Genomic DNA, 23,658 nt, shown 5'->3' with positions numbered 1-23,658 from the left:
GGGTTCGGGTCAGGTGTTGCGGGCGCGATGATCGACGGCGCGAGCACAGCGAGAGCCGATCGCTTGGATGGTGATGACGATGAGCACGAGCACCAGCACGGTGGCTGTCATGACCACGGTGTCGTAGCTGTTGTAGCCCATGCGGATGGCGAGGTCGCCGAGGCCTTGACCGCCGACGGCACCGGCCATCGCGGTGTAGCCGATGACGGCGATCGCCGTGGTGGTCAGGGAACCGATCAGGCCGGGAAGGGCTTCCGGCAGCAGCACCTGGCGGATCACCTGGGAGCGGGTGGCGCCCATCATGCGCACCGCCTCGATCTTCCCGGCGGGGATCTCGCGCAGGTTGATCTCCACCAGTCGCGCCAGGAACGGGATGGCGGAGACCGTCAGGGCGAACACCGCCGCATTCGGACCGGTCACGCTGCCGACCACGAGCCTGGTCACCGGCAGCAGGGCGATGATCAGGATGATGAACGGGAAGGACCGGCCGACGTTCACGATGAATCCGAGGACGTCGTGCAGGCGACGCACGCGGGGGTTGCGTGAGCCCGTGGTCTCGAACAGCAGCACGCCCAGCGGCACACCGATCAGCGTGGTGAACAGCATGGTCAGGACGGTCATGTAGAGGGTGATCAGGGTGTTCGTCCAGATGCTGAAGTTCGCGTCGAGGCCGGTGAACACCGGGCCCTGCAGGGTCTCGAACAGGTCGGTCATCGGGTCACCTCCGTGGCGACGACGTCGGCTTCGCGCAGCTCATCCAGGAAACGTTCGAGGCCGGGGCGGGAGATGGCGGTGTGGTCGCGGTTGCGCAGGGTGATCTGCACCCGGCCCACCTGGACGCCGCTGATCGTCTCGATCGTGCCGGCGACGATCGTCGCCTCGGCGTCGTAGGTGCCGGCGATGTCGACGATGTCCTGGGCGGAATGCACCCGCGTGCTCCGGCCGTAGTCGCAGTCCACGGCGACGGCGTCGATACCGGTGGGGGCCGGCGGCAGCGGGATGAGCTCAGCGGCCAGCGGCTTCGTCGGATCGGAAGCGGCCTCCAGCAGGGATCCGCTCTGGGCCACGCGGCCATCCACGAGCAGCGTGACATCATCGCAGATCTCGCGCACCACACTCATCTCGTGGGTGATGATCACGACCGTGATCCCGAGTCGATCCCGCAGGTCGCGGATGAGATCGAGGATCTGGCGGGTCGTGGACGGGTCCAGTGCGCTGGTGGGCTCGTCGCACAGCAGCACCTGCGGTTCCGCGGCGAGACCGCGGGCAATGCCGACGCGCTGGATCTGCCCGCCGGAAAGCTGCGCGGGGTGGTTGTGCTCCCGGCCGGTAAGTCCGACGAGGTCGACGAGCTCGGCAACACGCTGCCGGCGGTGTGCCGGATCTGCCTTCGCGATCTCCAGCGGATGGGCGATGTTCTGCGCCGCTGTGCGGGAATCCAGCAAATTCGCGTGCTGGAAGACCATGCCGATCCGTCGGCGCGCCTGGCGCAGGGCAGCTCCGTCGAGGCGGGCGATGTCCACGCCGTCGATCTCGACGCGGCCGGAGGTGGGGCGTTCCAGACCGGTCAGGCAGCGGATGAGGGTCGACTTGCCGGCACCGGAGCGGCCGACGATGCCGTGGATCGAGCCCCTGCGCACGTGCAGGTCCACGCCGTCGAGCGCCGTGACGGGGTCACCGCCATCCGGCGCCGGGAATCTCTTGGTGAGCTGCTCCAGAACGATCACAGCCGACAGTGGACCACCTGCGGCCGTTCCAGGCACGACATCGTTCACACGGCGTCATACTCACCGGCCAGAAGGTGTCCAGCACCACACAGGCTGAGGCGCTGCCCGGTGTTTCGCCTCCGCCGTGGAGGTCAGCTCTCGGGGCGACCCTCACGCCAGTACCCCATGAAGGAGACACGGCTGCGATCGATGCCAGCATCCCCGACGACCAGCCGACGCAGGGAACGGACCATGGCCGATTCCCCGGCGATGAACACATAGGGGACGTCCTGGCCGCCGACGGTCTGAGCTTCTTCCGCGAGCGACCATTCGCGGAACGGCCCGCAGGCCACCGGTGCGGGACGGGAGAGGACCTCCCCCGCGGCGACGTTCAGGCGCAACAGGTCGATGGTGGTGCGCATCGCCCAGTCACCGGCGCGCTCGCCCGCGCTGCGGTTGCCCACCCGCAGTCGCACACGACCCTCGTCGGCGCACAGCGCGGCATCCACCGTGTCGGCGAGGCCGATGCCGGCGGGCAGCTCGATGAGCACATCGGCTGGTGGGGCGGTCGGATCCGCTGCGAGCTCGAGAGCGATGGAGACGAGTGCCGGGGCTGCTGTCTCGTCGCCGATGGCCAGGATGCCGGTGGCACCTTGCGGCGCCCAGGCTGACCACGCCGGGATGTCAGGGCCGGGCAGCAGCATGCTGAGCCGGTCGCCAGGGCGGGCGGCCCGCGCCCAGCGCAGCCCAGGGCCCTGGTGAGGGTCCTCGGCGTCCTCGGGGTCGCCGTGCAGCGCGACATCGACCAGCATCGCGGGAACAGCCCCCTGCTCGGTGCGAACCCGGGCGACGGCGCGTGCAGTGTAGGTGCGCATCCACCCGGCCTCCTCGACCTCGAGGCGGTGGAGCTGCTCACGCAGCGGACTGTCGACGTCGACCTCGATCACCTCGCGTCCGGGGGCGGGCACGAGGAGTTTCACGAACGCGTCAGCGACAGGTCGCACACCGGTCCCGTCGAGTGCTTGCTGGATACCGACGATGTCGGGGCCGGGACGCAGGAGCGGGCAGGCCTCATCGATCGCGGCTCCTGCCAGAAGCAGACGGCGGAATCCGGGGTCGGGATCGGCGACGGCGAGGACCTCGATAGGAGCGCAGGTCATATCGGTCACGGCTGGGCCTCCTTCTCGCTGCGCGGCAGCACGACGGGGTGCCCGAGCAGAGGATCGGTGATGACGTCGGCGTGCAGCCCGAAGACCTCCCGCAGGACGTCCGGGGTGATGACGTCGGCGGGATCGCCCTGGGCTGCGATCTGGCCGTTGTGGACGGCGACGATGTGGTCAGCACAGCGGGCGGCGAGACTGAGCTCGTGCAGGACGGCGACCACGGTGGCGCGTCGCGGCTGCGACGCCGCATCGGCGGGTCCGCTCAGCACGGGAGGGGCACCATCTCCAGTGGGGCCCGTGGGGCCAGCGGGGCCCGTGGGGTCGGTGGGGTCTGTGAGCGTCCCGACCAGGTCCAGCAGCTCGACCTGGTGGCTCATGTCCAGGAAGCTCATCGGCTCGTCGAGCAGGACGATCGGGGTGCGCTGAGCAAGGACGAGGGCGAGCCAGGCTCGCTGCCGCTGCCCACCGGAGAGCTCAGCGACGTCGCGGTCCACCAGGTCGACCAGCCCGGTGCGGCCGACGGCCTCGGCGATGGCGGCCTCGTCCTGGCGACTACGGGCCCCGAACCAGGAACGGTGGGGGTAGCGGCCACGATCCACGAGCTGCGCCACCGTCGTGTGCTCGGGGACGACCGGGGACTGCGGGAGCAGCGCGACGGTGCGGGCATAGTCGCGGGCACCGATGCCGCGCGCGTCCTCGCCGAGCACCTCGATACGTCCCGCCATGAGTGGGATCTGACGGGTCAGTCCGCGAAGCAGAGTCGACTTGCCGCAACCGTTCGCACCGATCACGACGGTCATGCGACCACGCGGGATGTCCAGGTCCACGGGACCGACGACGCGGTGCCCCCCGTAACCGAGCTCGACATCGCGCAGGCGGATCGCGGGGTCGGCTCCGTCCACGACGGGGCTCAGGTGCTGAGTCATGCGTGTCTCCTGGATCGGATGAGCAGCCAGAGCATCAGAGGGGCGCCGCAGGCTCCGGTGAGCACACCCGCGGGCAGGCGTGAGGAGCCAAAGGCCTCGCCGCCGAGGAAGTCCGCGAGGACCACGATGACAGCGCCGGTGAGTGCGGCGGCGGGCAGGGAGGGACGACCGCCGGCGAGACCGCGGGCGAGCGGGGTGGCGAGCAGAGCGACGAACGCCAGAGGTCCGACGACGGCGGTGGCCGCGGCCGCGAGGACCGACCCGACCAGCAGCGCCGCCGTGCCGGTGCGGGACGGGTGCGCGCCGAGTCCATGCGCTAGCGCACCGCCGAGATCGGCCGGAGCAAGACGGGCATGCAGCACTCCGGCCACCGGCAACAGCGGTACCAGCGCTATCGCCAGGACGGTGAGCTGCGGCCAGGTGACGGCCGACAGTGACCCGGCCAACCACACGGCTGCGGCGGGAAGGTCGTGCTCGTTCATCTGCAGCATCGCGCCGGCGACCACGCACTGGCACAGGGCCGCCACCGCGATCCCGGCGACGATCAGCCGCTGCCCGCCGGCAGATCCTGCCACTCCCCCAGCTGCCCGCAGGCGGGCGTCGGCACCGGACAGTCCGCGCACGGCCGCCGTGGCCGCGAGGCCTCCGGCGAGGGCAGCGAAGATCAGAGCGGTGCCGCGCCCGCCGGTGACCAGCAGTGCGCCGACGGCCGCCGCTGCGGCTCCTTGGGTCACGCCGAGCACATCAGGGCTCGCGAGCGGATTGCGCAGAGTGCGGCGGAACAGGGCCCCGGCTGCACCGAGTGCGGCTCCCGCGCAGCCGGCGGTCAGCGCCCGCGGCAGCTTGCTCTCCAGCACGATGTAGCTCGCACCCGGGATGACGGTGCCGCGGAGTATCCGTACGAAGTCGGCGACCGTCACCGTGTACCCGCCGAGCAGAACCCGTGTCGCCAGGGCGGCCAGCAGCAGCATGACAAGCCCGCACAGAGCGATGGTGAGCCTGGTGCGGTCCCGGCGGCGGGATGCGGCCACCGCTGTGCGCGCGGTCGACGGTGCCCGGCCGACCTCGCGCCCGCGGGCTGCGGTGATGATGTCCGGGGCGCTCACAGTGCGATCACTCGTCGGCGCAGGAGGAGCAGGAGCACAGGAACGCCCAGCAGCACCACAGTGATGCCGACGTGGATCTCCTGCGGGGCGACGACGACGCGACCGACGAGGTCGGCAGCCAGCAGCAGCGCAGCGCCCCACAGTGCACAGCCGAGCACCATGAGCCGGGTGCCTGCCGGGCGCAGCCGCCGCAGGGCGTGAGGCACCATCAGCCCGATGAAGCCGACGGGCCCGGCAAGTGCGGTCGCGGCGGCGGTCAGGATCACGGCGGCCGCAAGCAGCAGCCCTCGCAGCAGTCCGGGGCGGGCACCGAGTCCGTGGGCGACGTCATCCCCGAGTGCGAGCGCGTCCAGGCCCGGGGCGAGGAGCAGGACCGCAGTGATCGCGACGAGCACGACCACAGCGACCATCAGCGCGTCGTCCAGGTCGGTGCGGGCGACTGTGCCCACAGTCCAGTAGCGGAAGCGTTCCAGCACGTTCGGCGCGAGCAGGAGCAACGCTGTGGTCACCGAGGTGGATCCGGCGGTCACGGCGGCGCCGGCGAGCACGAGGGCGAGCGGTTCCGGGGATCCCCGGCCGGTGCCGTCAGCGGTCCGGCTCGCCGCCGCAGCCACCACCTGGACCACAGCGGCCGCGCCCACGGTCCCGAGGGCCGCGAGCAGCATCACCATCGGCAGCGCCGTGGTCAGTCCGGCCCAGATCCCGACGGCCATGGCCAGAGAGGCTCCGGCGCCGAGTCCCAGCAGTCCCGGGTCGCCCAGGGGGTTGCGGGTGGCGCCCTGCAGGGCGAATCCCGCCACCGCAAGGGCCGCGCCGACGACGAGTGCGGTGACGCTGCGCGGGATCCGGGAGAGCACGGCCGCCGCCTCGATGCCGCCATCGGATGACACGCCCCGGTCCCCGCGCACCCCGGCGGCCAGGACGTCGACCACGACGTCCATGGGGACGGGACGCGCACCGAGCGCCAGCGCGAGAAACGCGAGGAGAACGATCACGGTGAACGGCATCAGCACCATCAGTGCTGGTCCGGCGGGGCGTTTCACGCTGTGTCGTCAGGACCGGGCCGTGGCCGCGGCCTCGGCGATCGCCGGCAGGGTGTGCTCGAGAGCCCACGGGATCGACAGAGGCGAGGCGGTGGAGATCGAGAGGACCTGGGCAGGATCGGTCTGGAGGACGAGGGTGCCGGCCTGGACCGCCGGGATCTTCTTCAGGAGCGGATCAGCAGCGATGGTCGTGCCGACGTTGTCGTCCGCCGCCCAGGTGATGATGACGTCGGCGTCGAGCTCATCGGCCCGCTCCGGGCTCCAGGTGAAGAAGAACGTCTCATCGTCGGGGGTGTTCTCCTCGAGGAACGGTGGGTTCTCCATGCCGAGCTCGGTGAGGAATCGGGGGCGGTTGTCGACCGCGGTGAAGATGCTGATCTGGTCGGCCGCGGCCGGGTCGATGGTGCCGTAGAGGGCGGTGGTCCCCGCGAGCTCGGGGTGCTTCTGGGCGGCGGAGGCGATCGCGCTCTCGACCTCCTCGATGAGCGCCGTAGCCTCTTTCTCCTTGCCCAGGGCCTCGCCGACCAGGGTGGTCGCGTCTTGCCAGGCGGTGCCGAAAGGGACGTCCCCCTCGGGGTAGGCGATGACCGGGGCGATCTTCGAGATTTCCTGGTACTGCTCGGCTGTCAGCCCGGAGTAGGCGCCGACGATGAGGTTCGGCTGGACCTCTGCGATCGCCTCGGTGTCCAGACCGTCGGTCTCGCTGAACTGAACGGGCTTGTCGCCACCGATCTCGTCGAGGGCGGCGTCGAACCAGTCAGTGGAGCCGTTCTCGTTGCCGCCCCAGTCCACCCGGGTCACGCCCACGGGAATGACGCCGAGCGCAAGCACGATGTCCTGGTTGGCCCACGAGACAGTGGCGACGCGCTGCGGGGGCGCCGGGATCTCGGTTCTGCCCAGGGCGTGGGTGATGGTGCGGGGGTAACCGGCCGAGTTGGCCGCGCCACCGCGATCCGAGGCGGCAGCTTCAGCATCACCCGAAGGGCCGGTGCTGCAGGCGGACAGAGCCGCACCGAGGGCGCCGGCCCCCACAAGCAGGGCGGAGCGGCGGCCGATGACGGTGGGCTGGGAACGGGGAGCGTTGATCACAGCGGGAGGTTAGTGCACCCTCACCGACTTGAACAACATGGATGTTTCGTTATTTAGTACTGATCACCAGCAGGGATGTGACCTGCGCGACAGCTGCTCAGCCGGCATTCTTCGCGAAGGACTCATTCACGACGGAGCTCACATCCAGCGGCTCCTCGTAGCTGATCTGACCGCCAGTCATCCACACCTGCTGCATGGCCTCAAGCTGGTCAGGCTGCGGGGCGAGATCGGGCAGGTACGTGTACATCGGTGAAGCCTTGAGCACGTCGATCTTCTGGCCGGTGGCATCGGCGAGGATCTGGTAGATCTCGTCGGTCTGCTCACCGTCATCGGAGAGGTCACCGGCCCCCTTGGCGAGGGCGGAGAAGAACGGCTGGGCGAGCTCGCCGCCGGCGAACTTCTCGGAGTAGACGACCCCGGTTCCGGTGACGCCCTGCGCGGGGACGGCGAGCGGGGAGCCGACGCCGGCCTCCTCGATCGAGGTGGAGAACGGAGCTGACGGAGTCGCTGCGTCGATGGACCCATTGGTGAGCGCGGGCTCCTGGTCCGGGGTGGAGAGGTTCACGACCTCGACGTCGTTCAGCGTCAGGCCACCCTCCTCGAGCATCGAGGCCAGCAGGTATCCGCCGGTGGCGCCGGGCCCGCCAGCCACACCGATCTTCCTGCCCTTAAGGTCTGTGACCGAGCTGACCGAGCCGTCGTCGAGCAGCTCCTGGCGCACCTCGAGAGCAGTCGGTGAGTTTTCCTTGTCCCCCGGGGAGATGCCCATGGAGCCGACGATCTGGAACTGGACGCCTTCGTGCAGCGCATTGAACATGCCTGCGCTGAAGCCCGCGACCATCACGTCGAGCTGGCCGCCCGCGAGCATCGGGACACCGTCCTGCCCGGATGTGATCGCCACGAGTTCCAGCGTCAGACCCGCATCGGAGAAATACCCCTTCGCCTCAGCGACATACAGCGGTGAGAACAGCGTGGAGGCGAGGTGACCGACCTTCACCGTCGCGCTGCCGGAGTCGGAATCCTTGCCGGTGATCGCGCTGCCACAGGCGCCCAGGGCGGGAACCGCGGCGGCGGCACCGAGCAGGCCGAGCATTCCACGGCGGCCGAGGGTGCGGGGTCGAGCAGTCATGGCGGCTCCTGAATCAGGTGTCGGGAGCTCAGGGGCGAGCATCCGGGGCGGGGGTCTGAACAGGCACGGGATCAACGTCGACGTCCTCCCTGCCACCGTGATCCTATGAGGCGGAGGCGCGTCATTGATGGTGGGACCATCCTGTGGTCATGTCGACTCACCGTGTCGAAGCGGAATCTGGAAACCGCCCGCACCGCGCCACATGACCTGGCAGGATTGCCAGATGACCTCCACGACTCTCACCGAACTGCTTGATGCCGCTCGCCTCGCGGGCCTGTCCACCACGGAGGGCGGCCGCGTCCTTGCCCACGTTTCCGCTCTCGACGCCAAGGGCACCGGATACACCACGCACATCGCCGAGTACCTGGATCCGGCTCACGCCGACGCCGACGGTTCAGGGGATGCCGCAGCCCCGCCCGTACGGTTGACGCGCGGCGCCGCGAACATCGGCGCCGTGGCCCTCGCGGAGGACGGCACCACGTACTTCACCGCCAAGCGCACCGGAGAGGACGGCGAGTCGTCCGACGACGCCCAGCTGTGGGCGCTGCCCACCCGCGGCGAGGCACGCCAGGTCGCTGCCCGTCCCGGTGGCTTCGGCCCGCTGCACATCGGTGACGGCGTGCTGGTCGCTCAGCTTTCCGTGCATTCACAGGCCAGCACGGAGGCCGAGCACGCGAAGCTCAGCGCGACCCGGAAGAAGGCCAAGGTCAGCGCTGCTCTCCACCACGAGTTTCCAACCCGCTACTGGGACCATGATCTAGGGCCGGCGCGGCCGCGCCTGGCTGTGGCTGAGCTGCCCGCGGACATCATGACGGCGGCACCGACTCCGGCCGACGACGCCGAGGGCGCGAGCACCGCCCCGCTGTCGGACACCGGGGAGGGCGGCGCGACGTCCGACGACGACAAGCCGGCCGAGCAGCTCCTGCACTTCCGCTACGTCGACCTGCCCGAGGGCCGCCTCAACGGCTGGGTCGCTGATCGGGCGGGCCGTCGCGCGCTGGTGTCCATGAACGACAGCTGGGCCGACCGCATCGGCGCGAGCCGCCTGTACCTCGTGGACCTCACCGGCTCCGAGGAGCCCTGCCTGCTGCACGAAACCACCGCTGATCGCGTGGGCATGTCCGGGATCGCCTTCAGCCCCGACGGCACGCAGGCGCTGGTCTCTCGCCACCAGGGCTGGACCGAGTCGGCCGCGCTGTCCTCGGGCGTTGAGCTGTTGGATGTCGCCACCGGCCAGACCACGCCTGTGTGGCCGGGCCTGGACCAGTGGTTCTCCCCAGTCTGGCTGGATGAGAGCACGCTGGTGGCCTCGAGCGACGACACCGGGCGCGGCTCGGTGTGGATCGGCTCCGTTACCGATGAGACGCCGCACCGTCTGGCCGGCGGCCCTGGGCAGCCGCTGACCTTCTCGGATGTCCAGGTGGCTGGCGGCGCCGTGTACGCGTCGGCCTCCGGTATCGCCGTGGCCCCGCATCCGGTGCGGATCGACCCGACCTCAGGCACCGTCACGGCACTGCCGAATCCCGCCGATGCGCTCGAGGCACCCGGCACCCTCACTGAGCTCACCGCTCACGGTGAGGACGGCACCGAGGTACGCGCATGGCTGCGCCTGCCCGACGGCGAGGGCCCGCACCCGCTCGTGGTGTTCGCGCACGGCGGCCCGTGGGGCTCGTGGAATGCGTGGACGTACCGCTGGAACCCGAACCCCTTCGTGGAGGCAGGCTACGCGGTGCTGCTGCCTGATCCGGCGATCTCCACCGGATATGGCCAGGCGATGATCGACCGCGGCCAGCATGAGCTGGGAGGCGCGCCGTTCACCGACATCATGGCGCTGGTGGATGCGACCGTTGAGCGGGAGGACATCGATGCCGAGCGCACCGCCTTCGCCGGCGGATCCTACGGCGGGTACATGGCGAACTGGACCGCCGGACACACCGGCACGAGGTTCCGCTGCATCGTCACCCACGCCTCCCTGTGGGACACCCGCTCCATGGGCGCCACCACGGACAACGCGGCGTGGGAACCGCCGATGCGCAGCCAGAACGACACCTACAACCCCGCCCTGTTCGTTCGCGACATCCAGGTGCCGATGCTCGTGATCCACGGCGACAAGGACTACCGCGTGCCGATCGCCCAGGGCCACGCGCTGTGGTACGACCTCAACACTTTCTCCGCAACGCCGAAGGACGAGACCGGCCGCACCCGCCACCGCTACCTGTATTTCCCCGATGAGGGCCACTGGATCATGGGCCGCGGCAACGCGGAGGTCTGGTACCGCACCTTCATCGCGTTCCTCGATGAGCATGTGCGCGAGCAGCAGTGGGAGCGTCCGGCCGAGCTCGGCTGATCACCTCCCGGCACAGGCAGGGCCCGATCTGGCGATGCCGAGTCGGGCCCCATCCGTCGTCCCCGCACAGGATGGGTCGGCGCCCTCCGAGCATCACGGGCGCTCACCATGCGGGGCGCGCGCCCCAGCGGCCGGTCAGTCGCGGCGCCAGGGCAGGACGACCCGCTCGAGCACCGCCAGGCCCCAGGTCAGCAGGGCGCCGATGCCACCGATCACCACGAGGCCCACATAGAGCTTCTCCGGCAGGAACAGCTGCCAGGAATTCCAGATGAGGTAGCCAAGACCGGTGTTCGAGGCGCCGGTGAACTCCACAGCGGTGATCACCACGACAGCGGTACCGGTGGCGGTGCGCAGACCGCTGAACACGAACGGCATGGCGCCGGGCAGGATCACGAAGCGGAACCGGTCCAGGCCCGTCGCCCCGTAGGCAGCTCCCGCCTCCAGCAGGCGTGTGTCGATGGCGCGCACACCCGAGACCGTGTTGATCTGCATGACGAAGAACGTCGTGATGAACACGGCGATGATCTTGGGGATCTCGGTGGGGCCGAAGATCATCAGCAGGATCGGGAAGATCGCGATCTTCGGCAGTGGGTAGAGAGCGGAGAACAGCGGGCCAACAGCAGCGTTGAGCGGCCTCGAGACGCCCATCAGCAGTCCGACAGCGACACCTGCGACCGCGCCCAGACCACCACCCACGAGAAGCCGCACCAAGGTCGGAACGGTGTGGGTCACCAGTTCTCCATCGCCCAGCATGCTCACACCGGACATCGCGATCTCGCTGGGCGGTGGGAAGAAGCGCGGATCAATGACCTCGACCCGGGCGGTGATCTCCCACAGCACAGCGAGCAGGATCGGCGTGGCGACCGCAAGGATCGCATCCCGTCGGCGCAGCCTGCGCTCCCGTTCGTGCGCGGCGCGGGCAGCGGCGAGCGTGCGCTCTTCACGGCGTTCCGTGGCTGCGTCGCGGGTCGCAGCGATTGCGTCGGGATGCGATGCCGAGGTCATATCAGGGGTGCTCATGCCTCCTCCTCCGCGTGCTGGGCGTCCTCGCGCAGCAGGTCCCAGATGCGCGAGCGCAGCGCCGTGAAGGCGGGGTCTCGCTCGATCTCGGTGAGCCGACGGGGGCGCTCAAAGGGCACGGTGATGTCGTCGCGCAGGGTGCCGGGGCGTCCGGACATGACCAGAACCCGATCACCCAGGACGATCGCTTCATCAATATCGTGCGTGACCATGAGGACGGTCTTGCGTTCTGCCTCCCACAGGGAGGTCAGCTCTTCCTGCATGAGCATGCGGGTCTGCGCGTCGAGCGCACCGAGCGGCTCGTCCATCAGCAGCACCGGAGAGCCGGTGGCGAAAGCGCGGGCGATGGCGACGCGCTGCCGCATACCGCCGGAGAGCTGATGCGGATAGGCGCGGGCGAACTCGTCCAGCCGCACACGCGACAGCCACGCACGTGCGGTGCTGCGGCGCTCGGCGGCGCCGACACCGGTCATGCGCAGCCCGAAGGCGACGTTGTCCTCGACGCTCATCCAGGGGAACAGGCCGTGCTCCTGGAAGACGTACGCGGCAGGGATCGGATGGTCGACGGCGGAGATGGTGACGGCACCGTCGGTGCGCTCCTCGAGTCCACCGAGGATGCGCAGGAAGGTGGACTTGCCGCAGCCCGAAGGGCCGACGATGCAGGTGAAGGAGCCGTCCTCGAGCTGAAGCGAGAAGTCCTCGAGTGCCCAGACGGGTGTGGAACCGGAGAAGAACACCTTCGAGACGGTGTCGGCGACGACGGCTGGCGGTGCGGCAGTCGGGGTGCTCACGGATGCTCCTGGTCGGGACTTAGACGACGGGGCCAGCGCGCTCGGACACCTCAACGGGCCCTGTCGCGGCGCTCATGCCGGGTACCGGCGGGAACGTATCCCCGCCAGGAGGTCAGCCTACGAGCATTCTCACCGACTGGGACACGTGACTCAGGATTCGGAATGGCTTCGTGACGCGCGCCGGTCTTTCGACCTGTCGTACGCCGTGTACATCCGACGGTGGAGTGCGGGACTGATCAGGAACAGCATCCAGGATGCCGCGGCACTGACCTGGCGACGCCGCAGATGCCGCAGGACGCCTCGCACGCTCACGCGGGCTCGGCACCAGCCCTCCACATGGCGTCGCAGCGGGGTGGGGCGGGTCTCCCGCGCGGCTTTGTGCAGCACCTGGCTCACCGTGTAGTCGGACACCGTCTGCAGGAGCTCTTGACGCTGTCTGCCCGACGTGACCGCGCGGCACGAGTCCGCCGTGCGCGCGGGCATCTGCATCAGCTCGATGATGTTCGGGCGCAGGGTGCCGGTGGTGGACCCGGCGTGGACGTCATAGATGTACCCGGGCTCGTGCAGGAGCGCGATCCGACGTGATCGCGTGATGTGCGCGAGGACGTGCACGGCATCGGAGTAGGTGTAGCCCTCGGGCGCGTCCGGGCGTGGGCGCCGCAGCAGGCAGTGCTCCGAGAGCACGAGCTCATGCCGCGCCCAGGCCACCGCCGCCTGCGCGGGTGTCAGAACCTGCCCCTCGCGTGGGAAGGCCAACGGTCCGATGCGACGCCCGCCGCGGCGGCACATCAAGGGCATGAGGACGATGTCTGCATCCTCCTCGCGCCCGCGGGCGAGCAGGCGCTCGACGCACCAGGGCTCGATCTCATCGTCCGCGTCGACGAAGACGATCCACTCGCCGCGCGCGGCTCTGATCGCATAGTTGGTCACCGCGCCATAGCCGATGTTCTCCGGCAGCGCATGCAGCACCGCGCGCGGTTCGTGCGCGAGCATCTCCTGTGTCACGGGGAGCTGGGTGGAGCCATCGTCAATGACGAGGATCTCCAGATCCTGGACCGTCTGCGCGGAGATGGAGGCGAGTGCCGTCGGCAGGCACTCCGCGCTGTTAAAGCTGGGAACGACAATCGTGGCCGCGGGTTCGGTGCTGCGGTCCCGTTGCGGGACATGCGTCATGGCGTCTCCTGACGAGTGGGGCGGGCGATCAGATAGCAGAGGGCCTGGAGCAGCTCAGCGCCGATCACGACGCAGGCCATAGCAACGGCTCCCCCGAGCGCGGCAGCGGGGACGCACGCCAGGAGCAGGCCCGTGGCTCCGACGGCAGCGATCCGCGCGATGATGCCGTAGCGATGGCGGCGTGCGGCCAGCAGGGTGAGGACGGCGACCGCGCCGGCCGGCAACATCCCAGCGCCGAAGAGCATCGTCGGCAGAACGGCGGGGACCATCTCGGGGCCCAGGTACCAGGGCAGAACGAGGGGAGCGAATGCTGCGAGTGCGAGTCCTGCCGCAGCGAAGCCTCCGGCAACGGTCAGGACAGCGCTCCTTCGCGCCGTCGGATCGGCATCGTGGACAAGACGAGCCAGCATGGCGTCGCCGACCCCACGCATCACTCCTCGCACCGCGTTGCCGAAGCGCTCCGCGGCACCGAAGTACGCCACCTGCGCCGGGGTCGACGCCACACCGAGCGCAAGAGTGCAGGCGGTGCCCGACACCATGGCGGACGCATTGGCCGCGAACAACGGTGCGGCGTCCTTCAGCGCCGTGAGGACTCCGCGTGGTGTCGGCAGACGGCAGATGGCCGGTCCCCACCGGGCGATCAGCAGGCCCCACCCGGCGAGTGCGGCGAACGCCTGCGGCGCGAGCTGCCACACCACGGCGAGCGTCAGGTCGCCTGCCGTCCTGACGGTGAGCAGCAGTCCCCCGAGAGCGATCAGCCGGGTGGATGCCATGATCACCGCGAACGCCACCACGCGGCCATGCGCCTGCAGGAGCCAGCCGGGATACCAGGCACCGCCCAGCACCAACAGGAGCCCTGCGCACAGTGCGGGAAGCTGATGCCGCCACGACGGGACCAGCATGGCAATGACCAGAAGAACACCGCCGCTGACCGCCCACAGCAGACTCCGACCCCAGCAGGTCTCCGCGAGGATCCGCGCGACCGTGCCCACCTCCGCTCGCGCACGGGGCTCAGCTGCACGCCGCAGAGAGCTCATGCCGAACCCGAAATCCGTGACGAACACGATGACTTGAAGCAGCGCGAGGACGGTCAGGAGAACACCGAGATCGTGCGGGCCCAGCACACGGGCGAGGACGGGCAGCGAGACCAGGGGGTAGCTGTAACTGATCAGGTAGCCCAGTGCGATGAGCACAGCATCGCGTGGAGCCGATGCCCGCCGCTGCGGACTCCTGCCCGACGCCGATGGCCCATCCAGGTCGGGCCCGTCGGCGTCGAGGCGCTTGCTCGGTGTCATGCGAGAACGTCACCGCGTGGAACACTCACACGCACCGTCTGGAAGGCTTCGGCTGAGCGCATGCTCACTTGGCTGCCGCGGAAACCGGCCAGGGAGCGCAAGGCACGCAGCGATCGCGGGCCGGGATCGGGCTGAAGCTGCGAGGCATAGCACTGCATCGCCTGCAGCTTGGTCTCCAGGTGATCACTGATGTCGACGTGCATCGTCGGCACGAAGCTCGGTTCTGCTCCGGGCGCGTTCCAGAAGGTCTCCGAGACTGTCTCGTACATCGCGAGAGTCTGGATCTGCCGCCCGATCCCAATGGGGCGCGTCGCGACCATCGCCGCGTCGAAAACCGCACGGTGATCGGCATGCCGATCGGGGAACGGGATCAGCACGAGTGAGGGCTCGCTGGCCTCAACGGCCGAACGGACCGCGCCGGTCAGCTCGGCGAGCGGGGACCGGGAGACCTCGACAGACGGAAAGCCGTGGAACACGGACCGACGAACACCGAGCAGCGCATGAGCGTCGCGCGCTTCTCGCTCAACGGTCCGCGAGACGTCGGCGTCATACAGCGGTGGCAGGTCGGCGCAGACCACGCTGACGTCAACCGCCCACCCCTCTGCGGCGAGCCGGGCGATGGTGGCTCCGGCGCCGAGCACCTCGTCGTCCGGATGCGGTGCGATGACCAATGCTGTGCGCGTGCTCATTCGTGTCCTCCCGACGTCGTGGTGACTGGTCTGCGGCGCCGTCCCGGTCGCCGATCCCGGAAACGGGCTGCCTGTGTGCGCCACCACTGCCCGATCCGCTCTGCGACCTCGTCGATCGCCTCGGGGGGTGAGATCGGTGAACTCGGCACAGCCAGCGACGTGTCGAACAGCTCGACGGCACGGCCGCTCAGCACCCGCGGGCACTGTCTGTTCGCGGCGGTCAGCGGCATCAGGTGCAGCGGCGTGAATACCCGTCGGGTCTCGATCCCCTCGGCGGCGAGGTGGTCGCGCAGCGCGTCGATGGCCTCACTGCCGACCCCGTCGAAGGTGAGCACTGTCAGCCAGCAGTTATCCCCAGGGGCGTCGCCTCCGAGAATGGATACACCGGTGTTCTCGGCGCACAGCTGCCGATAACGCTTGCGATGAGCAGACCGCACCGACAGGAACTCGTCCAGTCGCTGCAGTTGGGCAAGCCCCACGGCCGCCTGCAGGCTCGACATGCGGAAGTTGAATCCCGGCTCGGTGTGGAAGTAGAGATCCGAGCGCGCCTTCGCCTGCGTGGACAGGTAGCGGACCTTGTGGGCAAGGCGCTCGTCATCCGTGACGACGGCGCCGCCTCCTGCGGCGGTGACGATCTTGTTCCCGTTGAAGGAGACAGCGGCCGCGCGGCCGCTCCCGCCGCCACGCAGCCCGTTGTGCTGCGCCCCGAGCGACTCGGCCGCATCGACCAGCAGCTCCGCCCCGTGCTGGGACGTGAGCTCCTCCAACGCGCGGTGGTCGGCGAGGCGCCCATACAGGTCGACGGGAACGACAGCGGCGATGCGGCGCTCAGCGTCCCGGCGAAGCGCCTGCTCGACAAGAGCGACGTCGAGCAGTCCGCTCTCGTCGCAGTCCACGAGCATCGGCGTCGCTCCGGCGTGCGTGATCGCGTTGAGCGTGGCCACGAAGGTGAGCGTCGGACAGATGACGATGCTTCCCTCTCCGACCCCCGCCGCGAGGAGCTGCAGCTGCAAGGCCGCGGTCCCGCTGGAGAGCGCGACGGCGTATCGGCGGCCCGTCGTCGCCGCGAGCTCCTGCTCGAAGCGCTCCAGCATGGGACCGGCGGGAGCCACCCACCCACTCGCGAGCACCTCGTTGACCATAGAGCGTTCCTGTGGTCCGGTCGTCGGGTTCGAGAGAGGAATCCTGACCGCGGTCATCCGACGGCTCCTTCGCGAGGTCGACCCGAATGCGGCGCGGAGGCCCCGACGAGCTGTTCCTCGGGGCCGTCCTCGTACAGCATCGCGAGATGCGCCGGCCGCGCTGTGTCCGGCGGCGTGAGGAACGCGGCGATGGCCTCGGACCCGGCGTCGGGTCCCGGCAGCGCAGACGGGTCGAGCGTCGCGGAGGTCATGCGCCGCACCCCGGGAACGACGGTCGGTTCCAGCCGGGTATCGGGGGCGTGCAGCTCCTCATGAAGCTTCTCCCCCGGGCGCAGTCCCGTGAACACGATCGGGCAGTCAGGAGAGAACTCGTCACTGACGGCTCGTGCGATATCGAGGATCCGCACCGGTTCCCCCATATCCAGCACAAGGATGTCCTGAGGCTCACCGACAGCGGCCGCCCCCAGGGCGAGCGTTGTGGCCTGCGGGATGGTCATCAGGAAGCGTGTCGCGTTCGGATGCGTCACGCTGAGCGGTCCGCCGCGCATCGCCTGACGTATGAAGGTGGGGACCACAGAGCCTCGTGACCCCAGGACGTTGCCGAACCTGACGGATACATACGGCGAGCACGTTGCAACAGCCGCCTGTGCGCAGAGCGCCTCCGTGATCCGCTTGGATCTGCCCAGCACGCTGCAGGGGGATGCAGCTTTGTCCGTCGAGATGTTCACGAAACGCTCCACGTCGTACCGCTGCGCAGCGGCCAGAACGTTCAGCGTGCCGTGGACGTTGGTGGCCCACGCCTCGTGCGGAAAACGCTCCAGCAGTGGCAGATGCTTCAGTGCCGCTGCGTGGATCACGATCTCGGGCCGATGCATCTCGAACACTCGGTCGACGGCCTGCGCGTCACGGATATCGGCGAGCACGGCGTGCGGACTCTCCAGCAGGCCGTTCCCGTCGATCTCCAGCGATATGTCATGCACAGCCGTGTCATCGCCGTCGAGCATCACCACGGCCGAGACCTCGAAGCAGCTCAGCTGTCGAACGATCTCACTGCCGATCGAGCCGCCCGCCCCCGTGACGAGCACCCGACGCCCCGCAACCAGTTCGCGCACGCGGGTGTGGATCGCGTCGGGCGGCGGACCCCCGGCGAGCTCCTCGAGCCGAGCCATGAGACGCGCGCCGGGGCTGTCAGTGGCATTAGCCTCCCGGGCTCTGCGGGTCACGCTTGAGCGCGGAAACAGACGGAGGGTCTTCATGCCGCCACCTCCGATGGTGAGCCGCGCCGCTCGGCCGCAGTCGCCATACTCAGGGCGATCAGCACGCCGATGACCACGCCCGCGCACACACCGGCGGCCACGAATGCGCCCGTGTCCGGAGCAGAGGGCTCCCTCGGCGGCTCGGGGGTTCTCACGACCTGCATCGTGAGCGGGACGGAGGAGAGCGGTGTGTCCTGGACAACGGAGGCGAAGGCTGTCGACGCTGCTTCTGCGAGGCGTGCCGCGTCGTGCGCGTCGGGTGCCTGCGCCGTGATGCGGATGACCGCCGATCCCTCCGCGGGTTCGATCCGCACCCTGTTCTCGAGCTCTGCGGAGGACAGGGACATGCCGGAGGCGGCGTTGATCTCCTGGCGAGCGTCATCCGATCCCATGAGGTCGATGTACGTCGGTACGCTCGCGTCGATGATCGGCTGCACCGGCCCATCCAGGTCCCTGTCGGCAGATTTTTCGCGCAGTAGGACCTCTGCCTCAGCCTCATAGGTCCGCGGCAGCGCGCTGACCAGGGCAAGAGCGAGGGCCACCCCGAGGAACCCGCCGACGAGCGGAATCCACCACCGGGCGCGGAGCCGCGTGAGTGCTGTCTGCGTTGTCATCTCTCTCCTTCCGTGCCGTCCGCCTCGCGGACCGTGTCGTGACCAGGACCCTGTTTACGAAGCACGCCGACCTGCCGATACGCCTCAAGGGACTCTCGGGCCAGTGCCTCCGCGGTGTCAGAACGTGCGATCGCGGCGATCGCGTTGCGTGACAGGGCTCGGCGCGCCGCGGCATCACGCAACAGGGACGCCAGTGCGTCCTGCATCTCAGCGCGGCGCGTGCACAGGACCCCGGTTGTGCCGTCGTCGATGACATCGGCGAGTCCCGTCACGTCATGGGCGATGACAGGCACCCCCATCGCTTGCGCTTCGAGGACAGCGATCGGCAAGCCCTCCCCCGCGCTCGTGAAGAGCATGAGATCGGCGCGGCTGAGTTCTCGGAGCACATCGGCAGCTGTCACCCAACCGGTCACGGTGACGTTTCCGCTGGTCGCGGTCTCCCCCAGCAGGGCACGATCTCCATCGCCCACCCATCGGAAGACGACCGGGATGTCCGGATGCTCGGCCGCACACCATGCCGCGATGGCAGCGAACTCGTCCGGACGCTTCTGCGCGGTGATCCGACCCACATGGACGACGCGAAGGGGCAAGCGCTTCTGCGGGCCAAAGCTGCCGCCTTCGCTGTCGTGGGCATCAACGCCGAGCGTTTTCCGCGCCTCATCGATGCGCGCCGGATCGATCCGGTTACGCAGCACCGCCGTGCGCGTCGCCGCCACCGCATCGTGGGCGAGCTGCTCTTCCCCTGCGGAGACCGCGATCAGCGCGGGCGCAGCCCGCACGCCGATCCGCTCCGCCAGCACGAGGAAGGCTCTTTGCCATCGCGTGATGCCGGTGCGGTCGAAGGCGAAGCAATGCGGGCTGTAGACCGTGCGCCGTCGCGCACCGAGCACCGGGGCGAGAAGCCGTCCGATCAGGCCCGCACGAGAGGAATGCAGGTGGACAACACCATGTCGGCGCGCCAGCACCCTGGGAAGGCACGCGGCGAGCGCGGGGACGGCTAGCCGTGGCTCCGTGGTCAGGCGCCGCACACGGACGTCCGGGCCGAGCATGTCTCGGATCCGGTCGATGCTCGGTGAGTCGGGCCGAGGGCAGTACAGGAATTCGACATCGACCATCTCGAGTTCAGACTGGGCTTTGGCCAGTGCTGTCACCGCGGCAAGGACACCGGAGGCCGACGCATCGGTGATGTGCGTGATCGTCAACGGGTCTCGTGTCATCCTTCGCTCCTGTCGATCGTCACGGCGAGGACCAGCGGCAGCATCGGCGTCAGGTGCTTCAGGGCCGATCCGTAATCGGGTTCGAACAGCGCCTGCACCACGAGGAAGGCGATGAGAAGCGCTGCCGTCCTGCGGCGACGCAGAAGATCTGCGCACACGACAGCCCCCGCGCGCTCGAGGGCCTGTGTCTCGGGGCTGTTCCCCGACGGCGCGGGGCGTGTCAGGAGCGTGCCGCGCAGGATGGAGAGCAGCACGGTCCCCCACAGCGCCGCGATACCGAGCCCCGCCGCGGTGTGGAACGGCGAACCGGACAGGAGCAGCGGCCACGGCAGGGCCGTCGCGGCGAGGGCGATCATCGCCGCGAGCACGCCGAGAGCACCCGTTGCCTCCGGCATGAACGATGCGATCTGGCTGTGCACCTCGACACCGGTCTGCGCCCGTTCGAGGTTGGACCAGTCGCGTTGGCCCTGCAGTCCTGTGCCGAGCACGGCACGGAAGAGCGGCTGCATCACCGCATAGGAGATGGCCACGGCAGCAAGCCCGACCAGGAGCGACGCTGTCCTGGACAGGACGAGGGTCCACAGCAGATACAGCGCCGCGACAATGATCCAGTACGGCCGCAGAGCAGCCCCGTACAGCAGGCACAGTATGACCACGACGAGATGGGCGGCCCACTGTCCACGGTGTGACCGGCTCGTGGGCAGCAGCAGGACGAGCAGCACGAGCACCGAGGTCGCAAGCTCCTTGGTGTACTGCGCCAGATAGGCAAGGGCCGGCACGAACGACCCGGCACACAGGGCGATCTCCCAGAGGTGAAGGGAACCCAGGCGGCGCCACCCGGTCGCAGCGAGGACTCCAAGCCCGAAGACGATGATCCCGAGCAGCGCAGCGAGGATCCGAGACCGATCCAGGCCGAGAGCCAGATAGACCGCAGCCATGTCCTGGAAGGAGGCCGCACTGTCGGTCATGTGCCGAGGCCCCATCGCTTCCTCCAGGTGCATGGCGTCCCGGAGGTACTGCTCGGGCAGGAGGCTGTACATGAATGGCGCGATGGTGAGGGCGGCGCCACCCGCCGCGACCAGGACGAACTGTCCTGGGGTGATGTGCTCGGTGGAGGGTGTCGCGGCGGTCATCTCATCTCCGCCCCGTCGGCCACCGTCGTGCTGCAGACTCGATGAAACGTGTCGCACAGGTTGTGCTGCGGCAGGCTCGCAGCGGCTTCCCGCATGCGCCGCACGCGTGCCGCGTCGCGGCAGAGCTCGGCGAGTCTCGTAGCGGTGGCCCGCACATCCCCGTGGTGATGCACGGCGTGTACCCCGTCGACAGTGTCGGTCGCGAGATCCCCGACGGGTGTGAGAACGCACAGCATGCCGCTCGCAAGTGCTTCGTGCGCCGCGATCGAGAATCCCTCGAACTGCGAGGTCTGGATGAAGACATCAGCGTTCCTCACCGCACGCGCGATACGGTCTCGGTCCCCGATGCCCGCCAGCTCGAGGTGCGGGCCAAAGCCGCCTTCGACGGCGTGCTGGCGGACCCGCTCGGCGTCGCCGCCGTCCGGTCCGATGACGGTCAGCCAGGCGCCTGCTGGCCAGACATCAGCGAGCGCGGCGCCGATATCAACAGCCGCCTGAAGGTTCTTCGCGCGCTCGATGCGCCCCCAGGCGACAAGCCGAATCGGCCGATCCATGCTCAGCGGTCGGTGGCCGGATGCCATGAACGGGCGCACGGCGGGTCGCACGATGTGAACCGGTATCGATGCACCGGCGGCCCGCACGATCGGCAGCACGAGGTCGTCACGCGCGGTTGTGGAATCGCACAGCACGTGGTCCGCACGCGGTAGCGCCCAGCGGTGGATCCAGCGATCCGGCGCACTGGTAAAGCGTGAACTATGGACCCAGATGGCCCAGCGCACGCGGCTTCCGAGGAGCCGCGCCAGCTGCATCACGAGCACGGAGCGCCATAGTGAACAGATCACGAGGTCGGGCTCCGTCGCGCGGTGTCGGATCATCCGCGCCAGCACGATCCATCCCAGCGGGGAGTTCAGGCCGCGCCCCGGGATGTCGGGGGTGAACAGGTCGGTGCGAGGTGAGGGGCGGCGCAGTGCCGCCACCCGGTATGTGAGCCCCCGAGGCGCCGTCGGCCCCGGATCAGCCGCGACTCGACGGGAATCGGTGCGCTCCGAGCACTCATCCCCCTGCAGGTGACCGCAGTTCCGCAGATCCGCCGCGATGCGCTGGACGCCGCCGATGCCGGTGTCGTGAACGATGTGCAGGACTCTCATCACTGGGCTCCGTCCCGACGCAGGACAACGCCAACGGTCGCAATCAGGATCCGCAGATCCATGAGGATCGACGGGTTCTCGACGTACCGGAGGTCGAGCTCGCGCGCCTGCTCCCAGCCGAGCCGGGAACGGCCGGAGATCTGCCAGAGCCCAGTGATCCCTGGGCGGACGTCGAGACGACGGCGATCACGCTCCGTGTACAGCTCGACTTCTTCGCGGCGCTGTGGCCGGGGACCGATGAGACTCATCGCTCCGGTCAGGACGTTCACCAGCTGCGGCAGCTCGTCCAAAGACGTGTCCCGAAGCACGCGGCCGAGCGGCGTGATCCGCGGATCATCGTCGACCTTGAACAGGGGTGTGCCACCGCGAGACTGCTGCGCAAGAAGCTCCGTCAACTGGGCATCAGCATCGAGCACCATCGTGCGGAACTTCAGGATCGTGAACGGTTTCCCGTCCCGGCCGATCCGTTCCTGCCGGAACAATGACGGCCCCCCGTCCTGGTGTCGAACAAGCAGAGCGATCAGGATCAGAATCGGCGCCAGCATCAGGAGTCCCGCCCCGGCGGCGACGACGTCGAGCAGACGGCGTAGAGCACGGTGGGGCCAGCGTGCCCGTGGCGCGGTGATCCCCAGCTCCGCGGCTGGTGCCGCTGTGGGGAGCACGAGGCGCGAGGCGTCGATATGCGGCAGGGTGCGGCTGCCGAGCCGAAGGTCTACGCCGGTTCCGCGCAGCTCCCAGCTGACCAGGTCAATGACGTCCGGCGGGACGTCCATGTCCAGGATGATGCGATCGGCATGCAGTGCCTCGAGCTCTGCGATCACGGCGGCGCGGACGAGATCAGGGTCTCTCAGCGCACGCGTTCCGAACGCCGCAACGCGTTCCCCACGTCCCGCTGTCCGCGCGCGGCCTCGTGCCGGAGCGCTGCTTACACGAAGACTGCGTGGCGGCACGAGGAACTCGGCGATCCGAACGATCGCTGGTTGCGCAAGAGCGAAGGCTGCTGTCAGCGCGCAGAGCAGCACCACGGCGTGTCCTGCCGCTGCGATGCGACGGTGATCGATCGCCACGAAAGCGACGACGGTGATCAGGCCAGCGGCAAGCAGCCCGTGCGGGATCCGGTGGCTCAGGCCGTGCGCGGTCAGGCCGCCCGAGGCACCCAGGACACCGAACCAGAGGGCGGTGAGCAGGAGGTCCGCGGCGACGGAGTCTGTGGTCGCCAGCTGTCCGAGCGCCGGCCCGAGCCGTCTGGTCATGAGCACGACTGCGCCGGCGAGGATACCGGCGAGAGCAACCTGCGTCAGGGCTCTGCCTGCAACGCGCAAGCGAGATGGCACGAATCGTGTGGCCGGCTTGCTCGCCCCGAGCTCCTGGCGCGCAGTATCAGGGGGATCCTTCACCAATGCGGTCATCACGCCGCCTCCGTTCGACCTCGCCCATCGGGCGACTACGGGCAGCGCGTGAGGAAGTGGTCGCGGGCACAGTCAACGGCTGCCCACGGGAACGGCGGGCAGGTCGCAACGGCAACGCGCTCACGCTATGTCAGGGAGACGGGAGGGCGAGATCACGTTCAGCGCGGGCCAGCAGGTGGGGCGACTTCAGTCGAGCCCATGCTCATGGCCAGGGGCGCCAGGACGCCAGGTCCCATCGATGCACAGGGGGCGGATCGCTCCG

The 23,658-nt window shown here is 69.1% G+C and carries 21 protein-coding genes; 1 reads left to right on the top strand and 20 read right to left on the bottom strand.

Annotated elements, in window-relative coordinates; translation table 11 throughout:
• Nucleotides 1-9: 9 nt before the first annotated feature.
• The 8 genes from C8271_RS02265 to C8271_RS02230 form a co-directional block, all read right to left on the bottom strand.
• Nucleotides 10-714, bottom strand: coding sequence for a methionine ABC transporter permease (locus tag C8271_RS02265; RefSeq protein WP_106505940.1), 705 nt, complete (start codon nucleotides 712-714; stop codon nucleotides 10-12).
• A complete protein-coding gene (locus C8271_RS02260) occupies nucleotides 711-1,727 on the bottom strand; it encodes a methionine ABC transporter ATP-binding protein (protein WP_106507813.1) in 1,017 nt (338 codons plus the stop codon). Before C8271_RS02260 ends, C8271_RS02265 begins: the two co-directional genes overlap by 4 nt.
• Before the next feature lie 131 nt (nucleotides 1,728-1,858).
• Nucleotides 1,859-2,866: a siderophore-interacting protein gene (locus C8271_RS02255; RefSeq protein WP_106507812.1), complete on the bottom strand. Its 1,008-nt coding sequence runs from the start codon at nucleotides 2,864-2,866 to the stop codon at nucleotides 1,859-1,861.
• Between the two features lie 5 nt (nucleotides 2,867-2,871).
• Nucleotides 2,872-3,795 carry an ABC transporter ATP-binding protein gene (locus tag C8271_RS02250; protein WP_106505939.1) on the bottom strand — a complete coding sequence of 308 codons (924 nt, stop codon included), beginning with the start codon at nucleotides 3,793-3,795 and terminating at the stop codon, nucleotides 2,872-2,874.
• Nucleotides 3,792-4,901 carry a FecCD family ABC transporter permease gene (locus C8271_RS02245; RefSeq protein WP_245920775.1) on the bottom strand — a complete coding sequence of 370 codons (1,110 nt, stop codon included), beginning with the start codon at nucleotides 4,899-4,901 and terminating at the stop codon, nucleotides 3,792-3,794. The genes C8271_RS02250 and C8271_RS02245 overlap by 4 nt, the downstream gene beginning before the upstream one ends.
• A complete protein-coding gene (locus C8271_RS02240; protein ID WP_245920773.1) occupies nucleotides 4,898-5,944 on the bottom strand; it encodes a FecCD family ABC transporter permease in 1,047 nt (348 codons plus the stop codon). Before C8271_RS02240 ends, C8271_RS02245 begins: the two co-directional genes overlap by 4 nt.
• A 9-nt stretch (nucleotides 5,945-5,953) precedes the next feature.
• The gene (locus C8271_RS02235; RefSeq protein ID WP_245920771.1) at nucleotides 5,954-7,033 is read right to left on the bottom strand and encodes an iron-siderophore ABC transporter substrate-binding protein; all 1,080 of its coding nucleotides are present in this window, start codon (nucleotides 7,031-7,033) and stop codon (nucleotides 5,954-5,956) included.
• 97 nt (nucleotides 7,034-7,130) lie between these two features.
• A complete protein-coding gene (locus C8271_RS02230; RefSeq protein ID WP_245920769.1) occupies nucleotides 7,131-8,162 on the bottom strand; it encodes an ABC transporter substrate-binding protein in 1,032 nt (343 codons plus the stop codon).
• A 223-nt stretch (nucleotides 8,163-8,385) separates the two neighbouring features.
• On the opposite strand from C8271_RS02230, the gene C8271_RS02225 reads away from it, so the two are divergent.
• Nucleotides 8,386-10,509, top strand: a complete 2,124-nt coding sequence (locus C8271_RS02225) for a S9 family peptidase (RefSeq protein ID WP_106505937.1) — start codon at nucleotides 8,386-8,388, stop codon at nucleotides 10,507-10,509.
• A 135-nt stretch (nucleotides 10,510-10,644) separates the two neighbouring features.
• Here C8271_RS02225 and C8271_RS02220 read toward each other — a convergent pair whose 3' ends face one another.
• The 12 genes from C8271_RS02220 to C8271_RS14075 all read right to left on the bottom strand — a co-directional run bounded on the left by C8271_RS02220 (nucleotide 10,645) and on the right by C8271_RS14075 (nucleotide 23,396).
• Nucleotides 10,645-11,529: an ABC transporter permease gene (locus C8271_RS02220; RefSeq protein WP_245920766.1), complete on the bottom strand. Its 885-nt coding sequence runs from the start codon at nucleotides 11,527-11,529 to the stop codon at nucleotides 10,645-10,647.
• Nucleotides 11,526-12,320 (bottom strand): ABC transporter ATP-binding protein, encoded by a 795-nt coding sequence (locus C8271_RS02215; RefSeq protein WP_106505936.1) that lies wholly within the window; start codon nucleotides 12,318-12,320, stop codon nucleotides 11,526-11,528. The genes C8271_RS02220 and C8271_RS02215 overlap by 4 nt, the downstream gene beginning before the upstream one ends.
• A gap of 150 nt (nucleotides 12,321-12,470) precedes the next feature.
• Nucleotides 12,471-13,493, bottom strand: coding sequence for a glycosyltransferase family 2 protein (locus tag C8271_RS02210; RefSeq protein ID WP_106505935.1), 1,023 nt, complete (start codon nucleotides 13,491-13,493; stop codon nucleotides 12,471-12,473).
• The gene (locus C8271_RS02205) at nucleotides 13,490-14,788 is read right to left on the bottom strand and encodes a lipopolysaccharide biosynthesis protein (protein WP_106505934.1); all 1,299 of its coding nucleotides are present in this window, start codon (nucleotides 14,786-14,788) and stop codon (nucleotides 13,490-13,492) included. Before C8271_RS02205 ends, C8271_RS02210 begins: the two co-directional genes overlap by 4 nt.
• Complete coding sequence (locus C8271_RS02200) at nucleotides 14,785-15,477, bottom strand: PIG-L deacetylase family protein (RefSeq protein ID WP_106505933.1); 693 nt, start codon at nucleotides 15,475-15,477, stop codon at nucleotides 14,785-14,787. Before C8271_RS02200 ends, C8271_RS02205 begins: the two co-directional genes overlap by 4 nt.
• Nucleotides 15,474-16,676 carry a DegT/DnrJ/EryC1/StrS family aminotransferase gene (locus tag C8271_RS02195; protein ID WP_106505932.1) on the bottom strand — a complete coding sequence of 401 codons (1,203 nt, stop codon included), beginning with the start codon at nucleotides 16,674-16,676 and terminating at the stop codon, nucleotides 15,474-15,476. Before C8271_RS02195 ends, C8271_RS02200 begins: the two co-directional genes overlap by 4 nt.
• Nucleotides 16,673-17,875, bottom strand: coding sequence for a polysaccharide biosynthesis protein (locus C8271_RS02190; protein WP_106505931.1), 1,203 nt, complete (start codon nucleotides 17,873-17,875; stop codon nucleotides 16,673-16,675). Before C8271_RS02190 ends, C8271_RS02195 begins: the two co-directional genes overlap by 4 nt.
• Nucleotides 17,872-18,489: a YveK family protein gene (locus tag C8271_RS02185; RefSeq protein ID WP_106505930.1), complete on the bottom strand. Its 618-nt coding sequence runs from the start codon at nucleotides 18,487-18,489 to the stop codon at nucleotides 17,872-17,874. Before C8271_RS02185 ends, C8271_RS02190 begins: the two co-directional genes overlap by 4 nt.
• Nucleotides 18,486-19,706, bottom strand: coding sequence for a glycosyltransferase family 4 protein (locus C8271_RS02180; protein WP_106505929.1), 1,221 nt, complete (start codon nucleotides 19,704-19,706; stop codon nucleotides 18,486-18,488). Before C8271_RS02180 ends, C8271_RS02185 begins: the two co-directional genes overlap by 4 nt.
• A complete protein-coding gene (locus C8271_RS02175; RefSeq protein ID WP_106505928.1) occupies nucleotides 19,703-20,839 on the bottom strand; it encodes a hypothetical protein in 1,137 nt (378 codons plus the stop codon). Before C8271_RS02175 ends, C8271_RS02180 begins: the two co-directional genes overlap by 4 nt.
• Nucleotides 20,836-21,987: a glycosyltransferase family 4 protein gene (locus tag C8271_RS02170; protein WP_106505927.1), complete on the bottom strand. Its 1,152-nt coding sequence runs from the start codon at nucleotides 21,985-21,987 to the stop codon at nucleotides 20,836-20,838. Before C8271_RS02170 ends, C8271_RS02175 begins: the two co-directional genes overlap by 4 nt.
• Nucleotides 21,987-23,396 carry a sugar transferase gene (locus tag C8271_RS14075; RefSeq protein WP_245921164.1) on the bottom strand — a complete coding sequence of 470 codons (1,410 nt, stop codon included), beginning with the start codon at nucleotides 23,394-23,396 and terminating at the stop codon, nucleotides 21,987-21,989. The genes C8271_RS02170 and C8271_RS14075 overlap by 1 nt, the downstream gene beginning before the upstream one ends.
• Nucleotides 23,397-23,658: the final 262 nt, after the last annotated feature.

The sequence above is a fragment of the Brachybacterium timonense genome, assembly GCF_900258505.1.
GTDB lineage: Bacteria > Actinomycetota > Actinomycetes > Actinomycetales > Dermabacteraceae > Brachybacterium > Brachybacterium timonense.
The sequence above is the reverse complement of the archived record's forward strand: the minus strand, read 5'-3'. Positions and strand labels throughout refer to the sequence as shown.

Excerpts from the sequence above, each read along its gene's own strand:
- C8271_RS02210 (WP_106505935.1), bottom strand. The coding sequence starts at position 13,493 with ATGACGCATGTCCCGCAACGGGACCGCAGCACCGAACCCGCGGCCACG.
- C8271_RS02205 (WP_106505934.1), bottom strand. The coding sequence starts at position 14,788 with ATGACACCGAGCAAGCGCCTCGACGCCGACGGGCCCGACCTGGATGGG.
- C8271_RS02180 (WP_106505929.1), bottom strand. The coding sequence starts at position 19,706 with ATGACACGAGACCCGTTGACGATCACGCACATCACCGATGCGTCGGCC.
- C8271_RS02250 (WP_106505939.1), bottom strand. The coding sequence starts at position 3,795 with ATGACTCAGCACCTGAGCCCCGTCGTGGACGGAGCCGACCCCGCGATC.
- C8271_RS02175 (WP_106505928.1), bottom strand. The coding sequence starts at position 20,839 with ATGACCGCCGCGACACCCTCCACCGAGCACATCACCCCAGGACAGTTC.
- C8271_RS02195 (WP_106505932.1), bottom strand. The coding sequence starts at position 16,676 with ATGACCGCGGTCAGGATTCCTCTCTCGAACCCGACGACCGGACCACAG.
- C8271_RS02190 (WP_106505931.1), bottom strand. The coding sequence starts at position 17,875 with ATGAAGACCCTCCGTCTGTTTCCGCGCTCAAGCGTGACCCGCAGAGCC.
- C8271_RS02200 (WP_106505933.1), bottom strand. The coding sequence starts at position 15,477 with ATGAGCACGCGCACAGCATTGGTCATCGCACCGCATCCGGACGACGAG.
- C8271_RS02185 (WP_106505930.1), bottom strand. The coding sequence starts at position 18,489 with ATGACAACGCAGACAGCACTCACGCGGCTCCGCGCCCGGTGGTGGATT.
- C8271_RS14075 (WP_245921164.1), bottom strand. The coding sequence starts at position 23,396 with ATGACCGCATTGGTGAAGGATCCCCCTGATACTGCGCGCCAGGAGCTC.
- C8271_RS02225 (WP_106505937.1), top strand. The coding sequence starts at position 8,386 with ATGACCTCCACGACTCTCACCGAACTGCTTGATGCCGCTCGCCTCGCG.
- C8271_RS02220 (WP_245920766.1), bottom strand. The coding sequence starts at position 11,529 with ATGAGCACCCCTGATATGACCTCGGCATCGCATCCCGACGCAATCGCT.
- C8271_RS02265 (WP_106505940.1), bottom strand. The coding sequence starts at position 714 with ATGACCGACCTGTTCGAGACCCTGCAGGGCCCGGTGTTCACCGGCCTC.
- C8271_RS02170 (WP_106505927.1), bottom strand. The coding sequence starts at position 21,987 with ATGAGAGTCCTGCACATCGTTCACGACACCGGCATCGGCGGCGTCCAG.
- C8271_RS02230 (WP_245920769.1), bottom strand. The coding sequence starts at position 8,162 with ATGACTGCTCGACCCCGCACCCTCGGCCGCCGTGGAATGCTCGGCCTG.
- C8271_RS02255 (WP_106507812.1), bottom strand. The coding sequence starts at position 2,866 with ATGACCTGCGCTCCTATCGAGGTCCTCGCCGTCGCCGATCCCGACCCC.